20 protein-coding genes are annotated in these 20,144 nt (G+C 67.6%); 11 read left to right on the top strand and 9 right to left on the bottom strand.

Going from position 1 to position 20,144, the window contains the following annotated elements:
* Positions 1-124: 124 nt before the first annotated feature.
* Positions 125-1,048 (top strand): class I SAM-dependent methyltransferase, encoded by a 924-nt coding sequence (locus A5711_RS23715; RefSeq protein ID WP_067950885.1) that lies wholly within the window; start codon positions 125-127, stop codon positions 1,046-1,048.
* 9 nt (positions 1,049-1,057) lie between these two features.
* On the opposite strand, the gene zwf is transcribed toward A5711_RS23715, so the two are convergent.
* Complete coding sequence (gene zwf, locus A5711_RS23710) at positions 1,058-2,563, bottom strand: glucose-6-phosphate dehydrogenase (RefSeq protein WP_067950883.1); 1,506 nt, start codon at positions 2,561-2,563, stop codon at positions 1,058-1,060.
* A gap of 159 nt (positions 2,564-2,722) precedes the next feature.
* On the opposite strand from zwf, the gene A5711_RS23705 reads away from it, so the two are divergent.
* A complete protein-coding gene (locus A5711_RS23705; protein ID WP_067950881.1) occupies positions 2,723-2,905 on the top strand; it encodes a hypothetical protein in 183 nt (60 codons plus the stop codon).
* Positions 2,906-2,907: 2 nt separating this feature from the next.
* Here A5711_RS23705 and A5711_RS23700 read toward each other — a convergent pair whose 3' ends face one another.
* The gene (locus A5711_RS23700) at positions 2,908-4,416 is read right to left on the bottom strand and encodes an FAD-dependent monooxygenase (protein WP_067950934.1); all 1,509 of its coding nucleotides are present in this window, start codon (positions 4,414-4,416) and stop codon (positions 2,908-2,910) included.
* A gap of 100 nt (positions 4,417-4,516) precedes the next feature.
* Positions 4,517-8,437: an ATP-dependent RNA helicase HrpA gene (hrpA, locus tag A5711_RS23695; RefSeq protein ID WP_067950879.1), complete on the bottom strand. Its 3,921-nt coding sequence runs from the start codon at positions 8,435-8,437 to the stop codon at positions 4,517-4,519.
* 91 nt (positions 8,438-8,528) lie between these two features.
* Between hrpA and A5711_RS23690 the strand changes: the two genes are divergently transcribed.
* The 4 genes from A5711_RS23690 to A5711_RS23675 all read left to right on the top strand — a co-directional run bounded on the left by A5711_RS23690 (position 8,529) and on the right by A5711_RS23675 (position 11,877).
* Positions 8,529-9,878 carry an alpha/beta hydrolase family protein gene (locus tag A5711_RS23690; RefSeq protein ID WP_231987537.1) on the top strand — a complete coding sequence of 450 codons (1,350 nt, stop codon included), beginning with the start codon at positions 8,529-8,531 and terminating at the stop codon, positions 9,876-9,878.
* 100 nt (positions 9,879-9,978) lie between these two features.
* A complete protein-coding gene (locus tag A5711_RS23685) occupies positions 9,979-10,752 on the top strand; it encodes an enoyl-CoA hydratase/isomerase family protein (RefSeq protein ID WP_067950877.1) in 774 nt (257 codons plus the stop codon).
* A gap of 2 nt (positions 10,753-10,754) precedes the next feature.
* Positions 10,755-11,096 (top strand): DUF3253 domain-containing protein, encoded by a 342-nt coding sequence (locus A5711_RS23680; RefSeq protein ID WP_231987536.1) that lies wholly within the window; start codon positions 10,755-10,757, stop codon positions 11,094-11,096.
* Between the two features lie 103 nt (positions 11,097-11,199).
* On the top strand, positions 11,200-11,877 hold the full coding sequence (locus tag A5711_RS23675; protein ID WP_067950874.1) for a cutinase family protein: 678 nt from the start codon (positions 11,200-11,202) through the stop codon (positions 11,875-11,877).
* Positions 11,878-11,889: 12 nt separating this feature from the next.
* Here the strand turns inward: A5711_RS23675 and A5711_RS23670 are convergent, their stop codons facing one another.
* The gene (locus A5711_RS23670) at positions 11,890-12,564 is read right to left on the bottom strand and encodes an IF2 family translation initiation factor (protein ID WP_067950873.1); all 675 of its coding nucleotides are present in this window, start codon (positions 12,562-12,564) and stop codon (positions 11,890-11,892) included.
* Positions 12,565-12,590: 26 nt separating this feature from the next.
* On the bottom strand, positions 12,591-13,148 hold the full coding sequence (locus A5711_RS23665; RefSeq protein WP_067950871.1) for a CsbD family protein: 558 nt from the start codon (positions 13,146-13,148) through the stop codon (positions 12,591-12,593).
* A gap of 246 nt (positions 13,149-13,394) precedes the next feature.
* Between A5711_RS23665 and A5711_RS23660 the strand changes: the two genes are divergently transcribed.
* The 5 genes from A5711_RS23660 to A5711_RS23645 all read left to right on the top strand — a co-directional run bounded on the left by A5711_RS23660 (position 13,395) and on the right by A5711_RS23645 (position 16,035).
* Positions 13,395-13,649, top strand: a complete 255-nt coding sequence (locus tag A5711_RS23660) for a hypothetical protein (RefSeq protein ID WP_067950869.1) — start codon at positions 13,395-13,397, stop codon at positions 13,647-13,649.
* 139 nt (positions 13,650-13,788) lie between these two features.
* Entirely contained in the window at positions 13,789-14,283 is a 495-nt protein-coding gene (locus tag A5711_RS23655; protein WP_067950931.1) for a hypothetical protein, read from the top strand.
* Positions 14,284-14,314: 31 nt separating this feature from the next.
* Positions 14,315-15,556, top strand: coding sequence for a zinc-dependent alcohol dehydrogenase (locus A5711_RS23650; RefSeq protein ID WP_067950867.1), 1,242 nt, complete (start codon positions 14,315-14,317; stop codon positions 15,554-15,556).
* Entirely contained in the window at positions 15,537-15,782 is a 246-nt protein-coding gene (locus A5711_RS27865) for a DUF6480 family protein (protein ID WP_082975827.1), read from the top strand. The genes A5711_RS23650 and A5711_RS27865 overlap by 20 nt, the downstream gene beginning before the upstream one ends.
* 1 nt (position 15,783) lies before the next feature.
* Positions 15,784-16,035 (top strand): hypothetical protein, encoded by a 252-nt coding sequence (locus tag A5711_RS23645; RefSeq protein WP_067950865.1) that lies wholly within the window; start codon positions 15,784-15,786, stop codon positions 16,033-16,035.
* 40 nt (positions 16,036-16,075) lie between these two features.
* Here the strand turns inward: A5711_RS23645 and A5711_RS23640 are convergent, their stop codons facing one another.
* The 4 genes from A5711_RS23640 to A5711_RS23625 all read right to left on the bottom strand — a co-directional run bounded on the left by A5711_RS23640 (position 16,076) and on the right by A5711_RS23625 (position 19,880).
* Positions 16,076-16,879 (bottom strand): MOSC domain-containing protein, encoded by an 804-nt coding sequence (locus A5711_RS23640; protein ID WP_369829960.1) that lies wholly within the window; start codon positions 16,877-16,879, stop codon positions 16,076-16,078.
* A gap of 131 nt (positions 16,880-17,010) precedes the next feature.
* Positions 17,011-17,481 (bottom strand): DUF732 domain-containing protein, encoded by a 471-nt coding sequence (locus A5711_RS23635; RefSeq protein WP_231972009.1) that lies wholly within the window; start codon positions 17,479-17,481, stop codon positions 17,011-17,013.
* A gap of 40 nt (positions 17,482-17,521) precedes the next feature.
* Positions 17,522-18,289 (bottom strand): C39 family peptidase, encoded by a 768-nt coding sequence (locus A5711_RS23630; RefSeq protein ID WP_067950858.1) that lies wholly within the window; start codon positions 18,287-18,289, stop codon positions 17,522-17,524.
* A 250-nt stretch (positions 18,290-18,539) separates the two neighbouring features.
* Positions 18,540-19,880, bottom strand: coding sequence for a PPE domain-containing protein (locus tag A5711_RS23625; protein ID WP_067950855.1), 1,341 nt, complete (start codon positions 19,878-19,880; stop codon positions 18,540-18,542).
* Positions 19,881-20,144: the final 264 nt, after the last annotated feature.

Raw genomic sequence — 20,144 nt, 5'->3', positions numbered from 1 at the left:
GGCTTGGTGAGCGCGGCTTAGGCAGAAAGTACCCTTCGACCCAGGTGGTGTAGCCGCGCCCCGTTGGCGGCGAACATCCGAAATCATGCCGCCGCGGCGGCCGAATTCCAGGAGGGAGCGGCGAGTGTCATCACTTGGTTCGGCGCGCACCGAGGGCGACAGCTGGGATTTGGCGTCCAGCGTTGGGGCGACCGCGACGATGGTCGCCGCGTCGCGGGCGCTGGCCTCCCGCGAGCCCGATCCGCTGCTGGATGACCGGTTCGCCGAGCCGTTGGTGCGCGCGGTCGGCCACCCGTTCTTCGTCCGCATGCTCGATGGCCAGATCCCGCTCGACAACGACGACATGCCTGTGACCCTGCAGCAGCGTCGCGAGCAGATCGCCGTGCGCACCAGGTTTTTCGACGATTTCTTCACATCGGCGTCCAGCAGCGGGATACGTCAGGCCGTGATCTTGGCCTCCGGGCTGGACGCCCGCGCCTATCGGTTGGCGTGGGCCGCGGGCACGGTGGTCTACGAGGTTGATCAGCCCGAGGTCATCGCCTTCAAGAGCGAAACGCTGGCCCGGATCGGCGCCGAACCGACCGCCGAACGCCGAACGGTAGGTATCGATCTGCGCGACGATTGGCCAACCGCGCTGCGCGGCAATGGGTTTGACCCTACGGCGCCGACGGCCTGGATCGCCGAGGGCCTGCTCCCCTACCTGCCGCCGCAGGCGCAGGACCGGCTCCTGGACAGCATCACCGCGCTCAGCGCACCGGGCAGTCGGCTGGCCACCGAGAACATCACCAATATGGGCGTGTTCACCGACGAGCGCGCCCGGGCGATGCGCACCACCTGGCGTAAGCACGGACTGGACATCGACGTCGCCGATCTGGTGTGGGAGGGGGCGCGCCAACCCGCCGCGGAGCACCTGGCCGCCACCGGCTGGATCGTCACCCCCCACCCCACCGATCAGCTATACGCCGGCTACGGCTTCGTCGTTCCCGACAACGAGATGCTCAAGGAATTTCGGAACGCCATCACCTACATCAGCGCCGAACTGGGCTGACCGCGCCGGCTACGAGTCGGGCCTGGCGTCGCGCCACTCGCGCTCGAAGGGCAACCGCCACGCATTGGGTGCGATCAATTGATGGATGGCGTTGGGACCCCAGGTGCCCGGTTGATACATCTTCGCCGGCGGAGGGTCGTCGAGCAGCTCCTGCGAACGCTCCCACAATGATTCGATGCCCTCCGCGGTGTTGAACAGCGTGTGGTCACCGCGCATCGCGTCGAGGATGAGCCGTTCGTACGCCTCCAGCACGTCCACGACGGTGTCGATCTCCTGCGAGGAGAACTGCATGGACAACTTGTCCAGCTTCATCCCGGGGCCCGGCCGCTTGCCGTAGAAAGACAGCGAAACCTTTGAGTTGTCGGCCAGGTCGAACGTCAGGTGGTCGGGTCCCTGAGTCCCAACCCCCGAGCCGGGCGGAAACATCGTCCGGGGTGCCTCTCTGAATGCGATCGAGATGATGCGGATGCCTTCGGCCATCTTCTTGCCGGTCCGCAGATAGATGGGCACGCCCGCCCAGCGCCAGTTGTCGATGCCGACCTTGAGGGCGATGAACGTCTCGGTGTCGGAATCCCTTGCCACGCCTTTCTCTTCGCGGTATCCGTTGTATTGGCCGCGCACCACGTTTGAGGGCTTGACCGGCAGCATCGAGCGGAACACCTTGTTCTTTTCTTCACTGATGGCAAACGGCTCGAGCGCAGTGGGCGGCTCCATGACGACGAACGCCATCACCTGGAACAGGTGGGTCACGACCATGTCCTTGTAGGCGCCGGTCTCCTCGTAGAAGTTCGCCCGCTGATCCAGGCCGAGGGCTTCGGGGATGTCGATCTGGATATGGTCGATGAAGTTGCGGTTCCAGATCGGCTCGAAGAGTCCGTTGGCGAAGCGGAACGCCAGAATGTTCTGCGCGGCCTCCTTGCCGAGGAAGTGGTCGATGCGGAAGATCTGGGATTCCTCGAACGTTTCGTGCACGAAATCGTTCAGCGCCACCGCACTGGCCAGGTCGGTTCCGAACGGCTTCTCCATCACCACCCGCGAGCGCTCGACGAGCTTGGCGTCGCTCAGCATGGTGATGACTTCGCGCGCGGCCTTGGGCGGCACCGACAGGTAATGCAGGCGCCTGACGTTGGGGCCGAGCTCGCCTTCGGCTTCCGCGACCGCCGCCGCCAGCGCTTCCGGTCCCTTTCCCTGCGGGACGTAGGTGATGATCTTCGCGAAATTGGCCCACTGCTCGGACGTGAGCTTGTGCCTGCCGAACGACTCGATCGCATCTTTGGCGATCTCTCGGAACTCGTCGTCGCTGAGGTCTTCCAGCGACGTCGCGACGATCTGGATGTCGGGCGCAAGCTCGGACTGGTCCAGGTAGGCCAGGCCGGGTATCAGCCTGCGTTTCGCCAGATCCCCCGTCGCACCAAACAGAACGATGACGTGGGGATCGAGCGGCTCGGATTCGTGGCGGCGCGGACGCCTGTCGGCCGCCGGGTAGGAGATGGTCTGCGGTTTCTTATCGGCCACCCTTGCGATACTTCCACCGCTGGGGCGTAATGTCGCGTCCGTCACTCCTAGCTCGGTCAACGCGGCCTTCGCTGCCATGTTGAGGATCACAATCCCCAGCCGGTTACCAGCCGGTGGATGGGGTACTGGATAGCGACGGGCGCTGCCCGACCACAGTCGATGGAAAGCGATATGACGAAACCCGACAAAGACCTCCGGGGTCACTCTCAGGAGCTGGAAGACATCGTCGACCAGCTCGAGGAGAAGGTCGCCGACGACCGGGAGGCCGAAGGTGTTGCCGGCAAGCCCAGCGACCGGGAACGCGCCCCCACCCTCGGCTCGGGCGACGAACCGCCGGACTAGCCCTAAGCGCCGGGCGGGGCGCCGAACCAGGCCGTGAGCGCGTCGCCCAAGCCGTCACCAGTGCCGTTTCCGACCCAGGCGACGTGCCCGTCGGGACGAATCAAGACCGCATCGGGGGCCGGTACCGTGCCGACTGCTGGAAGTTCCCAGTTACCGGCGTATTCCGCGTCGATCAGCTGGACCCTGTCGGTCCGGGACGCCTTGTCGAATCGGCCCGCTTCCCCGAGGTTGAGCAGCACCGGGCGGGCCCGGTGTAGCAGCGTGAAAACCCGCAGTGTCCCCTCGGCGGTGGCCAGATCAAGATCCGGCATGCGGCGTCCGAGCAGCGGGTGTGCGTCGCCCAGGTCGTAGCGGATGTCCAGGCCGGACATCATCGCGGCGAACCGTTTGCGAGGTTCCTCCATGGCGAGCAGGTCGGACATCGTGTCGCGCAGCGCCTTGGTTCGGTCGTCGGGGCGAAGGAGCGCCATCTGCGCAATCGCGTTGCGCAGAACGCGCGCGGCGACCGGGTGCCGTTCGGCGTGGTAGCTGTCGAGCAAGCTGTCGGGCGACGTCCCGTTGACCACCTGTCCCAGCTTCCATCCCAGATTGACCGCATCCTGGACGCCGGTGTTCAGCCCCTGCCCGCCCACCGGATGGTGGACGTGCGCGGCGTCCCCGGCCAGCAGGATGCGTCGGTCGCGATAGGCTGCGGCTTGCCGTGCCGTGTCGGTGAATCTGGAAAGCCAAGCGGGACTGTGTATCCCGTAGTCCGTTCCGTATACGGCGATCAGCGCCTCACTCAGATCGCCCAGCGTGGGCTCGCTGCTTGACCCGAGGCGCCGCTCGGTGACCATGACACGCACCGGTCCGCCCTCCTCCGGGGCGGCGAGGGAATGCACGCCGAGTGAGTCCTGGCGGATTCCCCATACCGGTGAATCGCCTGTCCCCCAATCTATTTGAACCTCACCGAGCAGGTAGCTCGTCGTCGGATCCCAGCCGGGGAACTCGATGCCTCCGGCTTTACGGACCACGCTGCGCCCGCCGTCGCAGCCGACGAGGTATGCCCCTCGCAGGGATCGGCCGTCGGACAACGCGACGTCGACGCCCCTGCGGTCTTGGGCGATACCCGTCACCTCGTGTCCGCGATAGAACCGCACGCCCAGCTCGTCCACCCAGTCGGCGAGTATGCGTTCGATCTCGTTCTGCCACAACGCGAGACCATAGGGATGCCGGGTGGGAAAGTCGCTGATGTCCAGCCGAATCTGAGAAAACCCGGCGACCTGGGCGACCTGACCCCGGGCAAGAAACCGATCGGCGATACCGCGCTGATCGAGGACCTCGATGGTGCGCGCATGCAGACCCCCGGCGCGCGCACCGATGAGGTCCTGGCCGGCGCGCCGCTCGACTATCGCCACATCGACCCCCGCCAGCGCCAATTCGCCGGCCAGCATCAGGCCCGTCGGGCCTCCTCCAGCGATCAGCACCGCGTGGTCGACGTTCTCGTTTGAGGACACTCTCAACCCCCTGATAAGAGCGAAAATTGGCTTCGGCCAGCGATTGTGCGGCATCACCCCGCCCTTGCCACAAGCCCCCCGGTGCGCTATAGGTTGAGAGTGGGAGGGCAATAATTCACATACGGTCGCGCAGCGCGTCGATCGCTCGGTAGATCCGCTGCTCGCTCACGGGCCGCGGGGTGCCCAGCTGCTGGGCCCACAGGCTCACCCGCAATTCCTCGATCTGCCGCCCAACGTCCCGCACGTCGGCCGCGGCCTGCCGTGCGGGAGGCAGCGACTGTGTCAATTCCTCGTAGGCGCGCTGCACGGCTCGCACGCGCTGCATCCGCTCCCGGTCCGCCTCGATCCCGTGCGGCAGCCTCTCGAGGCGCCGGCGGATTGCGGTCAGGTAGCGGGTGAGATCGGCGAGATGGGGGCGTCCGGTGGCGGCGACGAATCCCGGCGGCAAGAGCCGATCCAGCTGAGCGCGGACGTCGGCGATCGCGTCGGACTGCGCGGGCGACGGCCGACCGGGCAGGGCGAGTTGCACGTCCTGCGCGGCGGCCAACACCTGCTCCACGCGGGCCACGACGTCGACGGTCGCGGACACTAGCGCCTCGCCCACCCGCTCGCGTAGCGCGGCGAACTCGGCGCGGGTCCACACCGGCCCGGGCGCTAGCGCCTCCGCCGCGGCATCGGCGCAGTCATCGAGCAGCGCGGTTAGGGAGCCATCCGGGTTCGCGCCGAGCGCCAGGCGCGTCCGCGGGCTCAGTTGTCGCTCAACCGCTTTGACCGGCGAAGGTACGCTCAACCGGACCAACCGCCGCATCCCCGACCCCAGCGCGTTGTCCCGCTCCGCCGGCGTCGTGAAGACCCGAAGGTCGACCGCACTTCCCGTGTCGACGAAGCCGGGAAAGCCACGCACAGCGCGGCCGTCGATCGTCCGCTCGACGACGTGCGGCAGCTCGTCGAGGTCGTCGGGCCAGTTGCGCAGGCCCGACCGTTCCAGCTCGGCGGCGACCGCCTCGGCCACGGCCTGGCGGGTGGACGCCGCGAGCCGTAGTTGCAACGCGTCGAGGTCTTTTCCGCGGGCGACCTCGGTACCGTCGGCGGACTCGACGGCGAAGGTCACCCGCAGATGCGCCGGTAACTTGTCCAGGTCGAACGCGTCGGCGGGCACCAGAACGCCGGTGCGACGGCGCAATTCGCGCTGCAGCCCCTCCAGCAACGGCTCCCCCGCCGGGTCGATCCCTGCCAGCACGGCACGGGCGGTATCGGGGGCGGGAACGAAGTTGCGGCGCAAGTCTTTTGGCAGTGAGCGGATGAGTGCGGTCACCAGCTCCTCCCGCAGCGCCGGAACCTGCCAGGCGAACTCGTCACCGCCCAACCGCGCGAGCACGTCGATCGGCACGTGCACCGTCACGCCGTCGTCGGCCGCGCCCGGCTCGAATCGGTAGGTCAGGGGCAGCGTGACATCGCCCGAATGCCAGGCGGTCGGCCGCTCGGCATCGGCGGTGTCGACGGTGCGCAATAGGTCGCCACGGGTGAAGGTCAGCAGTTCGGGTGTTCTGTGTCGCTGCTTCTTCCACCAGGCGTCGAAGTGCCGCGCGGAGACGACTTCGGCCGGGATGCGGGCGTCGTAGAGCGCGTAGACCTCGTCGTCACCGACGATCAGGTCGCGGCGGCGGGCCCGCTCCTCCAGCTCTTCGAGCTCGGCGCGCAGCCGCGCGTTGTCGCGGAAGAAGTGATGGCGCGTCTGCCAGTCGCCCTCGACCAGCGCATGCCGGATGAACAATTCCCGCGCCAGCGCCGGCTCCACCCGGGCGTATCCGACGCGGCGGCGCGCCACCAGCGGCAGCCCGTAAAGCGTTACCCGCTCGTAGGCCATCACCTCGCCGCGTCTGGCGTCCCAGTGCGGTTCGCTGTGGGTGCGCTGCACGAGGTCGCCCGCGATCCGCTCGACCACCTCGGGCTGGATGCGCGCGGCGGTGCGCCCGTACAGGCGGCTGGTTTCGACCAGCTCCGCCACGACCACCCATCGCGGCGGCCGCTTGGTGAGCGCTGAGCCCGGTGCGAGGACGAAATGCGAGTTGCGCGCCCCCAGGTAGTCGCGCCCGTCCTCGCGGCGCATCCCCACGTGCGACAGCAACCCGGCCAGCAGCGCCGCGTGCACCTGCGCCGGGTCGGCAGGCTCATCGGACGCGGCGCCTTCAACTATGCCCAGGTCGCGGGCGATGCCGCGGAGTTGTCCGACCAGATCCTGCCACTCGCGGATGCGCAGGTAGTGCAGAAATTCGTCGCGGCACATACGGCGAAAGCTGTTGCCCGACAGGGTATTCCGCTGTTCGCGAAGGTAGCGCCAGAGGTTGAGGTACGACAGGAAGTCGGAGTTCTCATCGGCGAAGCGGGCGTGCTTCTGACGGGCAGCCTCCTCGCGGTCGGTGGGCCGCTCCCGCGGGTCGTGGATGGTCAGCGCCGCGGCCAACACCAGGACCTCCCGCACGCATCCCTCCGTGTGGGCCTGCAGGATCATCCGGCCCAGCCGGGGGTCGAGCGGCAGGCGAGCCAGGCGGAGGCCGAGATCAGTGATCCCGCCCTGGGCGTCGAAAGCTCCCAATTCCTGCAGCAGCTGCACCCCGTCGCGGACGCTGCGCCGGTCCGGCGGGTCCAGAAACGGGAAGTTTTCGACCTCTCCTAGCCGCAGCGCCGCCATCTGCAACAGCACCGCGGCGAGGTTGGTCCGCAGGATCTCGGGCTCGGTATAGGGCGGACGGCCCGCGAAGTCCTCTTCGGAGTACAGGCGGATGCAAACGCCGGCCGCGACCCGGCCGCAGCGCCCCGCCCGTTGGGCGGCAGAGGCCTGCGAGATCGGTTCGATCGGCAACCGCTGCACCTTCAGGCGGCGGCTGTAGCGCGAGATGCGGGCGTTGCCGGGGTCGACGACATAGCGAATACCCGGCACCGTCAGCGACGTCTCGGCGACGTTGGTCGCCAGCACCACCCGGCGCCCGGTGTGTGCCGCGAACACCTTCTGCTGCTCGGCGGTCGGCAGCCGGGCGTACAGCGGAAGCACCTCGGTGTAGTCTGGGCCGCCCGTCAAGAAAGTCAAAGCCTCTGCGGTATCCCGGATTTCGCGTTCGCCCGAGAGGAACACCAGGACGTCCCCGGCCGGCTCGGCCTCGAGCTCAGCGATCGCGTCGACGATCGCCTCGACCTCGTCGCGAGTCTCGGTGCGCACGATCTCGTGGTCTGGGTCGTCGTAATCATCCTCCCGACCGCTTGACACGGGGACTTCCAGCGGCCGGTAGCGGATCTCCACCGGATACGTACGCCCGGACACCTCGAGGATCGGCGCACCGCCGAAGTGATCCGCGAACCGTTGCGGCTCGATCGTCGCCGAGGTGACGATGACCTTCAGGTCCGGGCGGCGCGGCAGCAGCTCGCGCAGGTAACCGAGCAGGAAGTCAATGTTCAGGCTGCGCTCATGGGCCTCGTCGAGGATCACGGTGTCGTAGCGCAGCAGCCGGCGGTCGCGCTGAATCTCGGCGAGCAGGATGCCGTCGGTCATCAGCTTCACCAGGGTGCGGTCGCTGACCTGATCGGTGAACCGGACTGTGTAGCCGACAGTCTCGCCGAGCGGGCTGCCCAATTCGTCGGCGATGCGCTGCGCGACCGTGCGGGCGGCCAGCCGCCGGGGCTGGGTGTGCCCGATGGTTCCGCGGACGCCCCGGCCGGCGTCGAGACAGATTTTCGGCAGTTGCGTGGTCTTGCCCGAACCGGTTTCACCGGCGACGACGACGACCTGGTTCGTCCGAATCGCGTCGGCGATCTCCTGCCGCCGCGCGCTGACCGGCAGCTCGGGATAGCTGATGGCCGGCACCGCGGATTGCCGCGCGGCGACGAGCGCTTCGGCGCGCGTGAGCTGCTCGGCGAGTTGCCGAAGCTGGTCGGGTTTGGCTGCGCGCAGATTCTTCAGGCGCCTCCCGAGGCGCGCGGCGTCGCGGATGGTCAGACCGTCGAGGCGGGTGCGCAGTTCCGCGACGGACAGTTCGGCCACTCGGGCCAGGATAGGCGTGCCCGCCCGGGGACATCGTCGGGTCGGGCGACGGTGATTCGCGCGCAAGCGGCGCGGGTAGTCCACAGCGGCTATGGAATATCCCAAGCCGGCGGCGATTTCGCGTCTCGCGCAGGCGGCCGACTACACCAATCCCCTGTGGCGAATCTCGTTGATGCGGGGCGCCATCCCGATCGCCGTCGAGCTGCTCACGATCGTGGCGTTGGTGTACGCGATCGGATGGCGGGGGCGCCGCTGGCGGGTGCTGTCGGTGCCGGCGGGGGCGGTTACGGGCGCCCTGTTCGGCGCGATCATTCACTGGCATTACGAAACACTCGGTCTGGCCAGCGAGCCGGCGCCGTGGCCGATGTGGCTGTGGGTCTCCCTCACGGGATTCTCCGTTGTGATCGCGGTAGTCGGCTGGCGTGGTGCCGGTTGGTGGCGCCGCAACGCGTCCGTCTTCGCGGCCTCGTTCTGCCTGCTGAGCACGGGACTGACCATCAACGGCTGGCTGGGCTACTTCCCCACCGTCTACGCCGCCTGGGGCCAACTGACCAATGCGCCGTTGCCCGGCCAAGCCGACTGGGATGCCGTTGCGGCGATGCGGCACAAAGGCGTCAAGCCGTCGCGAGGTGTGGTCCTCGCGGTTGACTCCGGTGACCAAGCGTCGGGTTTTCGCCACCGCGGCGAATGGGTCTACCTGCCACCGGCCTGGTTCAGCAGCACACCACCAGTGCGGCTGCCGGCGGTGCTCATGCTCGGCGGTGAATTCAACACACCGGCCGACTGGATTCGCGCCGGCGAGGCCGTCAGCACCCTCGACGCCTTTGCCGCGACGCACGCCGGCAACGCGCCTATTGCCGTCTTCGCCGACGCGACCGGCGGGTTCGGCGTCGACACCGAGTGTGTGAACGGGTCACGCGGCAATGCCGCCGACCACCTGACCGCCGATGTCGTTCCCGCGATCAATGTCCAATTCGCGGCGGCGAGGTGGGGCGTCGTCGGCTTCTCCTCCGGCGGTACCTGTGCGGTCGATTTGGCCGTCATGCATCCCGGCACGTTCGGCGCCTTCGTCGACGTCGGCGGTGACCTCGCGCCCAATGCGGGCACGCGATCCCAAACCGTCGACCGGTTGTTCGGCGGCGACTCGGAGGCCTGGTCGTCGTTCGATCCCAGCACGGTCATCGCGCGCCACGGCACCTACTCCGATCTGTCCGGGCTTTTCGCGGTTCCGGGCGGGCATGGCGCCCGGTCGCAGGCGGTCGGTCAGACCGCCGCGGAATCGCTCTGCGGTCTCGGTGCCGCCCATGGCATCGACTGCAGCATCGTCGAACTGCCCGGAAAGCACGACTGGCCTTCTGCCGCAACGGCATTCGCCGCGACGCTGCCCTGGCTCGCCGGGCGGCTGCAAACCCCAGGGGTCACCGCGACTTGCCGTACTTAGGGGGTCGGGCCGCGGGCCGTTCGCCGAGTGTCGGACGTATGGACGAATTCAGGCCAGTTCTCATACTCAGCGCCCACACTCGGCGCCCTAGGGTGAACCCATGAGTCTCGTCACGTATGAGCTGGACGACCACATCGCCACGATTACCCTTAACCGGCCCGAGGCTCGCAACGCCATCAACGGGCCTCTTCGCCAGGACTTGAACGCGGCGTGGGAGCGGTTCCGCGACGACCTGGATGCGTGGGTCGCGATCCTGACCGCCAACGGCAGCGTCTACTGCGCCGGCGGCGATCTCAAGGACGGCGAGGGCTCGGTGGGCACCTTCGGCGGCACCTTCTGGGAGAAGCCGACGATCAACTCCTTCGAGTCCGGGATGGAGTTGTTCAAGCCGACCATCGCCGCCGTGCACGGGCCCTGCATCGGCTACGGAGTGACCGGCCTACTCTTCTGCGACTTCGTCATCGCCAGCACCGAGGCGACGTTCTGCTTTCCCGAGGTGTCGATAGGCGTGCCCACTATCGTCGGGGCCATCCGGCTGCCCCAGCGGGTCGGCTGGGCCAACGCCATGGAACTGCTCCTGACCGGCAAGCCCATTAGCGCCGAGCGGGCCAAGGAAATCGGCCTGGTGTGGAAGCTGGTGGAGCCGGACGACTTGCAGGCCGAAGCCCGGGCCTGGGCGAGGACCCTGACCGAGGCCGCTCCCCTGGCCCAACGGGCGACCAAGGAAGTGGCGTGGCGGACGGCGGACATGGGCTGGATCGAGTCGGTCCGCTTCGGCGAGACCATGCGCAAGGTGGCCGGTGCGACCGAGGACGTCGCCGAGGGTCTCCGGGCCTGGGCCGAGAAGCGCAAGCCCCAATGGCGCGGCCGCTAGGCGTGGCTGAGCGATTACGAGCCGAACTCCGCCGGGTGCTTGACGGCGGTGGCCCCGGCGCCGACCATGCCGAGGTCGCGCTCGGGGACGGGCCGATCAGGCACCGACTGGAATCGTCAATCCGCGCGCTGGCCGAGCATCGCGGCCCGCGCAGCAGCATCTGCCCCTCTGATGCCGCCCGGGCCGTGGGTGGTGCGGACTGGCGTGAGCTGATGCCGGACGCGCGCGACGCCGCGCGTGACCTGGCGAAATCGGGCCACGTGGAGATAACGCAGCGCGGCACCGTCGTCGATCCCGACGATGAGTGGGCGGGACCCATTCGCATCCGGACTATTGCCGACTGAGAATCCCTTGTGCGCCAGAGCGATTCGGCTGCCTGCTCCCGCGTCATCACGGTAGAGCCGACCGCCGGCACTTAGGCGTGCACTGATGTGACAGGATTTCGGCATGAGTGCACGCAGACTTACTCGCATTGTTGGTCTCCCTGTGGTGGCGACGTGGGCGGTGCTGAGCAGCCCCTTCTGGGAATCATCAGCCCTGCCCACCGCTGCCGCCGATGCGTGCTCCGACGTCTCGGTGGTCTTCGCCCGCGGCACTCATCAGGAGCCCGGTTTGGGCAACATCGGGCAGGCGTTCGTGGACTCGCTCACCGCGCAACTCGGCGGGAAGTCCGTCGACGTCTACGCCGTCAACTATCCGGCCAACGACGACTACCACAACAGCGCGAATGCCGGATCCAATGACGCCAGCGCACACGTCCAAGACACCGTCGCCAGCTGCCCGAACTCGCGGATCGTGCTCGGCGGCTATTCCCAGGGCTCGACGGTGATCGACCTGGCCACCAACGCGATGCCGGCTCCGGTCGCCGATCACGTCGCCGCCGTCGCCCTCTTCGGCGAGCCCAGCAGTGGACTCTCGACGATGTTGTGGGGCGGCCAACCGCTGCCGACGATCAACCCGGCGTATGGATCGAAGGTCATCAGCTTGTGTGCGACCGACGACCCGATCTGTTCCGGTGGCGGCAACCTGATGGCGCACGTGTCCTACATCGACGCCGGAATGACCGCTCAGGCCGCGACATTCGCCGCTAACAAGGTCAACCAGGGGCCGCCGCCGCGGGTCTGAGCTGCGCGCGCGTCAGTCGTTAGCGCGTTCCTCCTGCCGCAGCCGCTTCTCGGCGGCCGCCAGTTCCGCGACCCGGTCCGCCTCGGAGCGCTTGTCGGCGGCGTCGCCCAGCTTGTCCTCGGCCTCGTCGATTTTCGCCGCCGCGGCCTTGGATGCGGCCTTCTCGGCGGCCTGGGTTCTGGTCTCCACCTGGCGTTTGGCCGACTCGACCGTGCGCTTCTGCCTGTCCGCCGCCTCGTCGGCGCGCCGCTTCGCCGCGGCACTCTGCCGCTGGGCCGATTGTGCGGCTTCCTGTTTGCGTTGCTCGGCGGCGTTGCGGGCCTGCGTGATCTCCTGCTGCGTGGCGGCCTGCGCTTCCTGCCGGTCCTCGATCGCCTCGTCGCGGGCGCCCTTCAGCTTCGCGTCGGCCTGTTCCTTGCGGGCCGCGGCCTTCGCGTCCAGCTGCGCCGCGCGGCCCAGCGCGTCACTGCGCTCGACGAGCGCCGTCCCACGCTCGACCAGCTTCGGGTCATCGAGCACATTGCCGACCGTGGTGTCCAGCATGCCGAGCGAGCGCTCGAACAGCAGGCGAGCGGGCGCTTCGGTCGGGATTCGGGTGACAACCCGGTCCTCGATGACCTGCAACGGGAAACGGGCCAGCTGGTAGTGGAACCGCAAAACCGCGAACGGGACTTCGGATATCTTCATCAACTTCTCCTGTGTGTGGCCCGCCGTCAGGGCAGGTCGGCTTCGTCGGTCACGTTCTGGGCCTGGCGTCGCAGGCGGTCGGCCTCCGACTCTTCGTTGCGCGCCACCTGGACCGACGTCTGGTGCTCGGCGACGGCGTCGATGATGTCCTCCGACGCTTCACGGATCTCGGCGCGCTCCTCGGCCTTCGCTCGCTGCGCTTCGCGCTGCGCGTCGAGCTCGGCCTGAGTCTTCTCGGCGGTCGCCCGCTGCCGTGCAGCCTGCTCGGCGGCCCGCTTCTGAGCCGCCTCCTGGGCTTCGATCGATTCCTCGGCGGCGACGGCTTGCGCGTTTGCCGCGACGCGTTCTTGGGCGCCCTCAACCTTGGCCTCGGCCGCGGCGTCCTGCGCCTGCTTGGCCTGCGCCTCGGCCACGGCCTCCATCGCGTTCGCTTCCTTGCGCTCGTGCGCCTGGGTCTGCTCGAGCTGCCCCTCGGCGGTCAGCGACTCGTTGCCGGTAACCGCCCCGACGACTTCTTTGGCTTTGCCTTTGACCGAATCGATCAGGCCCCTGCGCGCTTCGTCGGCTTTGTTCTGCTCGCTCATCGAAAATCTCCTTGCGGCGTTTAGCCAAGAATTGCGTTCGTTCGTGTCAGGGCAGTGATTCCACCGATGACGCCGATCAAACACGCATGTGACCTGCGTCACCCACCTGTGGGGGCCGGATCAGCGTTCCGGGTGCGAATGAATGTGCCAGCGCTGCAACGGAATTCGTGCGCAGGGTGGTGGTCGCGGGTGGGCGAGTGTGATCGAGATACGGGCGCGGTCGCCTGATCGGCTACCGTCGACCGTATGTCGAAAGCCTCCGGTAACGACCTCATCGACGACGTCTCGCCTGGCGACGTCATCGCCGTCGATCGTGGCTCGGGTGAACAGCCCTACAAGGTGGTGTTCAAAGACTCCACCGACGCCGGTTACATCGTCACCTTCCAGGACGACGACGGGGAGACCTTTCAGCTGGACTTGCCCGCCGGCACGACGGTGACCAGGTCGCTGGAGGCGAAGTGGGAATCCGCGCAAAGCCCCACTCCGCACTCGGAATCCTAGGTGCCTGGCCTCCGGCCGCCTGAATGCTTCTCATACACAACGTGATCGCAGGGCGGGCGCCGCTGATCGGCCGGTAATCGCAGCATCCCGTTTGGGCGCGTTCTGGGCGGGAATGCAACGCCGCAACGGAGGGAGCGGCGTGAGCTATTTGGATTTCGCCAAAGACCAGGTGTTGGGAGCGGTGAAGAAGGTCACCGCCGCGCAACCTCGCCGATCCGCGGGGCAGACGGTGACCATCGCGTGCCCGGTCGAGCGCATCGAACAGTTCTGGCGCGACCCCGAGCAGATGTCGGTGGTGCTCGGTGACATCGCCGAGGTCGAACTTCGCAGCCCGGACCACTATCGCTGGCGGTTGCTCACCGAGCCCAAGGCGGTGTGGGAGTCGGAGTTGATCCCGGAACCCGAGGGGCTTCGATTCGTCGGTACCGGCGATGGAAAACAGATAGCGGTCACCTACCGACCCGCGCCGGGCAAGTTGGGCACCGAGGTCACGCTGCGCGTCACGAGCCCGGCGCCGGGCCTGTTGGCCGGCGGGGCGGCCTTCAAGGCCCTATACCGGCTGCGTGCGCTGATGCAGACCGGCGAGGTGCCGACCATCCGATTGAACCCGAGCGCGCGTAAGTCCGCGCGATAAGCGATAAGCGATAAGCGAAAGGCGGCGAGGCATGCGCGCGCTGTGCTGGAACGGCGTCAACGACCTATCGGTCGAGACGGTCGACGACCCGACAATCCTGAATCCCCACGACGCGATCGTCGAGGTCCGGCTCACCACGACGTGCGGGTCGGATCTGCACTTCATCGACGGCTATCTGCCGGGGATGCGTGCCGGCGACGTCTTCGGCCACGAATTCATGGGCGTCGTGGTGGAGACCGGTCCCGAGGTGCGAGACACCAAGGTGCGCGACCGGGTGGTGGTGCCGTCGTTCATCGCGTGCAACCAATGCTGGTACTGCGAGCACGAACTGTATTCGTGCTGCGACACCACCAATCCAAACGCCGAACTCCAGCAGCCCCTGCTCGGCTATCCCTCGGGCGGAATCTACGGCTACACGCATCCGTTCGGCGGCTACGCGGGCTCGCACGCTCAATACGTGCGGGTGCCGTTCGCCGACGCGAATTGCTTTGCCATTCCCGGTGACATCACGGACGAGCAGGCGCTCTTCCTGTCCGACGCGGTACCAACCGGGTTCATGGGCGCCGACTTCTGCGACATTGCCGGCGGGGACACGGTCGCGGTTTGGGGCGCCGGCGGAGTGGGCTTGATGGCCGCCCGCAGTGCGCTGCTGCTGGGCGCCGAGCGCGCGATCGTCATCGACCGGATTCCGGAGCGATTGACGTTGGCGGACAACGAGTTCGGGCTGGAGACGATCGACTACACCGCGGTCGACAGCGTCCACGAGACGCTACGCGAGATGACCGGTGGGCGCGGGCCGGATGCATGCATCGACGCCGTCGGAATGGAGGGACATGGGACGGGCGTACAGCAGCTCTATGACCGCGCCAAGCAGTTCCTGCGGATGGAGACCGACCGCGCCGACGCGCTGCGGCAGGCAATCCTGGCTTGCCGCAAGGGCGGGGTGGTCTCGGTGCTCGGGGTCTACGGGCTGACCGACAAGTTCCCCACCGGTGTGCTGACCAACAAGGGCCTGACCCTGAAAACGGCGCAGCAGCACGGTCAGCGCTACATGTCTCGCCTGTTCGACTACGTCGAGCAGGGCGACCTCAATCCCGCCAAATTGATCAGCCATGTCCTGCCGCTCGAGGACGGCGTGCGCGCCTACGACCTCTTCAAGAACAAGAAGGACGACTGCGTCCGGGTGGCGATGCGACCCGGTATGAAACCCGGTGCGAGCGACACCGTAAGCCCAGGAAGGACAGGCGTCAGCGATGACAGCACAACCTCCTAATCCCGACCCGGTGCAAACGCCCGGCCTAGAGGCCGGTGGCGGCGTGCCACCGGGGTCCACTCCCCCTGCGGCGCCGCAAACGTCGGGCGTCCGTGAGCACCAGCCGCCGGCGACCGGGCGATTCACCCCCAGTTCCCTACTCACGGTGATCGCCGTTTGTGTCTTCGCCGTGGTCTTCCTCGCGGTAGCGGTATTGCTTGTCATGAAAATGGTTGGGGCGACTTGAGATGAACGTCAACGCTGACGATGTCCGGCGGCTGCTGGCCGCCCAGGATGAACACGCGGCGCTGGTCGCGATCGAGGGCCGCATCGACGTCGCCTCGCCGGCGGAGTTGGATGCACCGGATTACCGTGGCGCCCTGCAGATCGCGACGCGCCAGGAGGTGCTGGAGCGGGCCGGAGTCACGCAGCTCTCGGAACGAGAGCTGGCCGAGCAGGCCGAGGAGCTCGACACTGCGCTGCGCAATCTGGGCGCCTGACTTCGCGCATGACAAGACCGCTGCGCACCGATTGAACCGCCTACCCGCCGATGGTGACCTGGTCACCGACGCGGATGACCCCTTGCGTCACCACGGCGAGATAGGCGCCAGCGCACGGTTGGGCGCCGTGACCCCCTGTGTCCCAACGGTTTTCGGCCGCAGGTGTGCGGAGCGCCTGCGGAGCGCGTGGCAGTGGACCGTGCTCGAGCGTGGGTACGACACAGCGTGATGTGGCAGTCAGGACCCGCAGCCGTGCGTCGCCGACGGCGATCTCCTCGCCGACCCAGTCGTTTTCGGCGTAGGGCGGGTAACCGGGCGGCGTTGTGATCACCAGGTTGGGCCGGTATCGCAGCGCCTCGACGCCGATGTGCTCGAGCGTGGCGGTGGTGATCGCGTGCAGCGGGGCTTCGTCGGTGAAGGCATCACCCGGAGTCGCCTGGGCGATCTCCAGGATGCGGCCGCCGACCTCGGCGTCCAAGCCCAGCTCGAGCAACTTCTCCGGGTCCGGACGCACCAGCGTGGCGCCCTCGGGGCGCTGCGCGATCAGCCGGACCGGCCGGCCCATCAGCGCGGAAAGCAGGTCGTCGATGCCGGGGTCGTCGGCACTCACGCTGGTGCCGTCGGGCAGTCCGATGCTTACCCGACCGGCGTCCGCATTCGCAGTGCACTTCAACAGGCCGCGCCACAACCGGGCGTTCTTGGCGCTGGCCACATGCCCGGTGGCGGCGTCGAGCAACGCCAGCCGCCGGTCGCCTTCGGCGCCATGCTCGTCGACGTACAGGTCGGGCACGGCTTCGCCGAGCATCGACTTCACTGGGTAGCGGAGCAGGCTGTGCACCTGCATGTCCACCGCCGCGAAACCTGAAAAGGCCGTCGAACCCTCCACTGCCCATCCCCACTCGGCGAGACCGCACCAACTGTCTCGCTCAGCGTATGCGGGCGGGGCCCGAAACCGAGTGGTGGGTCAGGGAGCGATCAGCCCGGGCAGTAGGTCGACTCCGCCGCGCTGACCCAGCCGGTCATGTCCGCGAACGAGAAGCCCTTCGAGCTCATGCTCGAATGCAAGTCGGCGGCAATCGCATCCGGTGTTTTGCCGGCCATCCGGTCGGCGCAGACCGCGTGCCCCATTGCGATCATGTCGGAGTCACTCCCCGACGGCCAGGTGAATCCCAAGTTGTGCAGTTTCGCGATGTATGCGTCGTCCGTGCTGTCGGCCGAGGCAATCGCGGTGGTTGCGGTGAGGGCAGCGCCAACCATGACGGGAATTGTCAGTTTGGCCAGCCAACGCGGTGCAAGCATTTCGTGCCCTTCTTTTGTTGTCGGTGTCGAGGTGGGGTCAGTATATGAGCGGGCGATGCGGCGAATATTAAAACTAAGAAAATTGCTGTTGTCGTGGTAATCGGCGGCCGGGACCATTTCCGTGACCTCGGCGTGAGTGTTGATCACACCCCGGAGGGCCGGTCCGTCTGCCCGGGAAAGCCGGCACTCAGCCAGGAGTCGCGGTGACGACAATCGATTCCTGTCCGGTTTGCCAGCCGGTCACGAAGGTCGGAATGGTGACCTGTTCGTCGGGGTGATCGACCCCGGGGTCGTTGAGGTGGACGATCTCCCTGTTGGTGTCGATCCCGGTGACGACCAGAAAGTGATCGGCCTTGGTCCGCTGGTCGCTGGTGTTCCAGATGACGGCGGAGTTGACCCAGGCGATCACCTTGCGATTATCGGCGAGGTACCGCTCGAGCGCGGGTAGACCGGTCTGATCCGGATGCGCCGCGTAGGTTACCTCCGACTTGATGCCGTAGTGGTCGAGTAGCACTACCGCATCGGCCATTTCGATGCCGCCGTCACCGCTGGCGTGGCTCGGGTCGTCGCGCGGTGCGTAGATGGGCCCGGGATTGGTCTGTGAGGGCGTCGACTCCGCCAGCTTGATCATCTGCTGCTCCGTAGGTGCGTGGCCGGTGATCTCGCCGACCACGTCGGCCACGGACATCAGCCCGCAGTTGTCCTCCAGCGACTGTGGCTGCCAGTACTTTGCGGCCGTAGCGGGATCGCCGTAGACGCCGCCTTCGATCGACGGATGCGCGCCGGCCGCCGGCGTCGGCGTGGGATTGCTGGGGGCGCTGCTGACGATGGCCGACGGCGCGTTCGCTTGCGGTGTAGAGGGCGGCGCCGGGCGACACGATGAAAGCAGGCACACGCCGACGCACGCCGCCACCAGCGCGGTGCGGCGCGGGGACGCTGTCGTGGAAGTGAACATGGGCGCTCGCGAAGTTCGATCGGAAAAGCTTGGCGCGTGCAAACGGTAACACTTCGGCTTGCCGTGATAGGCGAAGAATGGCGCGCCGCTTACCTGCTCATCAATTCATAGTTCGGTTCGATATCAATCGCGAAATGTCGCCGCGACATACAAATATCGTACGAAACAATTGCCCGCGACATCTGTCGATATTGGACATCGTTCGGGAAGCAGTGAACGGAACGCGATCAGCTATCCCCGGTTTTTGGAGTCAGTGCGGGAGCAGCCGTTGCTTTTGCTCGTTGAATTCGTCCTCGGTGATGATTCCCGCATCGCGCAGGGATGCCAGCTCGCGCAGCTCGGCGGCGATGCTGGTGATCGGGCCGCCCGCCGGAACCTGCGGCGCCCCCGAACCATCCTGCGTCGCCTTTTGCGTTGTGGCCCTGAGCCGTTCGGCGCGGCCGGCGACACCCGCGCCTGTCGTACCGGCCATAGCGCGCCCCGCCATGCTCGCCGCGGCCATTTCGCCGAACAGGCTTCCGGAGCCGCTGGACGAGGCCTGCGCGGCCGCGCCGACAGTGGTGGCGGGCAGGGCCAGGGCGGCGGGGCGTACCGCGGGGGCGGCCGCCGCCCAGCCCGGCGGAACCGACAAACCGCCGACCGTATTCGCCTGGCCCAGGCTCGCGGTCGCGGCCGAACCGCCCGCCAGGTTGGTGATCACCGGGAAGGGGGTGGGGGGCACGGGCGCCGACCCGGGCCAGGACTGCACCCCTGCCCAGCCGCTGACGATGTCATCGGTGTGGAAACCGGTCAGTGCGCCGGACACGTCGTAGGGAAGCGCGACGATCGCGGCGGCGAGCCCCGCCGTTCCGATTTCCGGGTCGACGAAGACCGCGCTCAGGTCCGCCGCCAGGCCCAGCAGGTCGCGTCCGCCGAAGCCATAGTCGAGGGGGCTTGCGAGGTTGAGCAACGCGTCGGGCGTCGCGGTGAAGGCCTGCTGGGTCGGCGAGAGGGCACTCTGCACCTTTCCGGCCGAGGTGCCGGCGGCCTGGTTGAGGGCAGCCGCTTGCCGCACCGACCCGCCCGAATTGCTGCTCTCTTGCGGCGAGGCGAACGGTGTCAGCCGCGCCGCCGCCGCCGACGACGCCGCGTAGCCGTACATGGCCCCGGCATCCTGAGCCCACATCTCCGCGTACTGCGCCTCGGTGGCCGCGATCGCCGGCGTGTTCTGCCCCAAGATGTTGGTCGCGATCAGCGACGTCAGCAGGCTGCGGTTGGCCGCGATGACGGGCGGCGGCACCGATTCCGCGAACGCCGCCTCGTAGGCGGCGGCCGCGGCTTTGGCCTGGGTGGCGGTCTGTTCAGCCTGCGCGGCGGCGGCCCGTGTCCAGGCCACGTACCTGGCGGCCGCGGCCGACATCGCCGCCGCCGATGGCCCCAGCCAGGGCCCGCCCGTCAACGCCGTGACCTCCACCTGGTACGAGTCCGCCGCCGAATGCAACGCGACGGCCAGCGCGTCCCAGGCCATCGCGGCGGCCAGCATCGGCGCGGCCCCCGGCCCGGTGTACATCCGCCCGGAGTTGATTTCCGGAGGTAGTGCTGCGAAATCCATGAGTCGTCTCCTCCGGACGGTTCAACTGGTGGCCGCAGTGTGAACGGCCCGTTTCTGGCCGTAGTGGGGTTGCCCAACGGACAGCAAACAAATCTTCGATCCTTTAAGTAGTACAGGTACCGCGATGACGGTCGACCGGGCCCTGGCCTCTGGCCGCGGAGCCTTTGCGGCAGGGGCTCGAGCATGGGCGGTGACCAGGAATTCAACGACGTTGGGGTGTCCCAGAGCACCGATAAGTTACCTCCGGATCGCCGCCAAACCCGT

The organism is Mycobacterium sp. E2238 (genome assembly GCF_001672665.1).
Classification (GTDB): Bacteria; Actinomycetota; Actinomycetes; order Mycobacteriales; family Mycobacteriaceae; genus Mycobacterium.
This window is presented reverse-complemented; position numbering and strand designations above follow the sequence as displayed.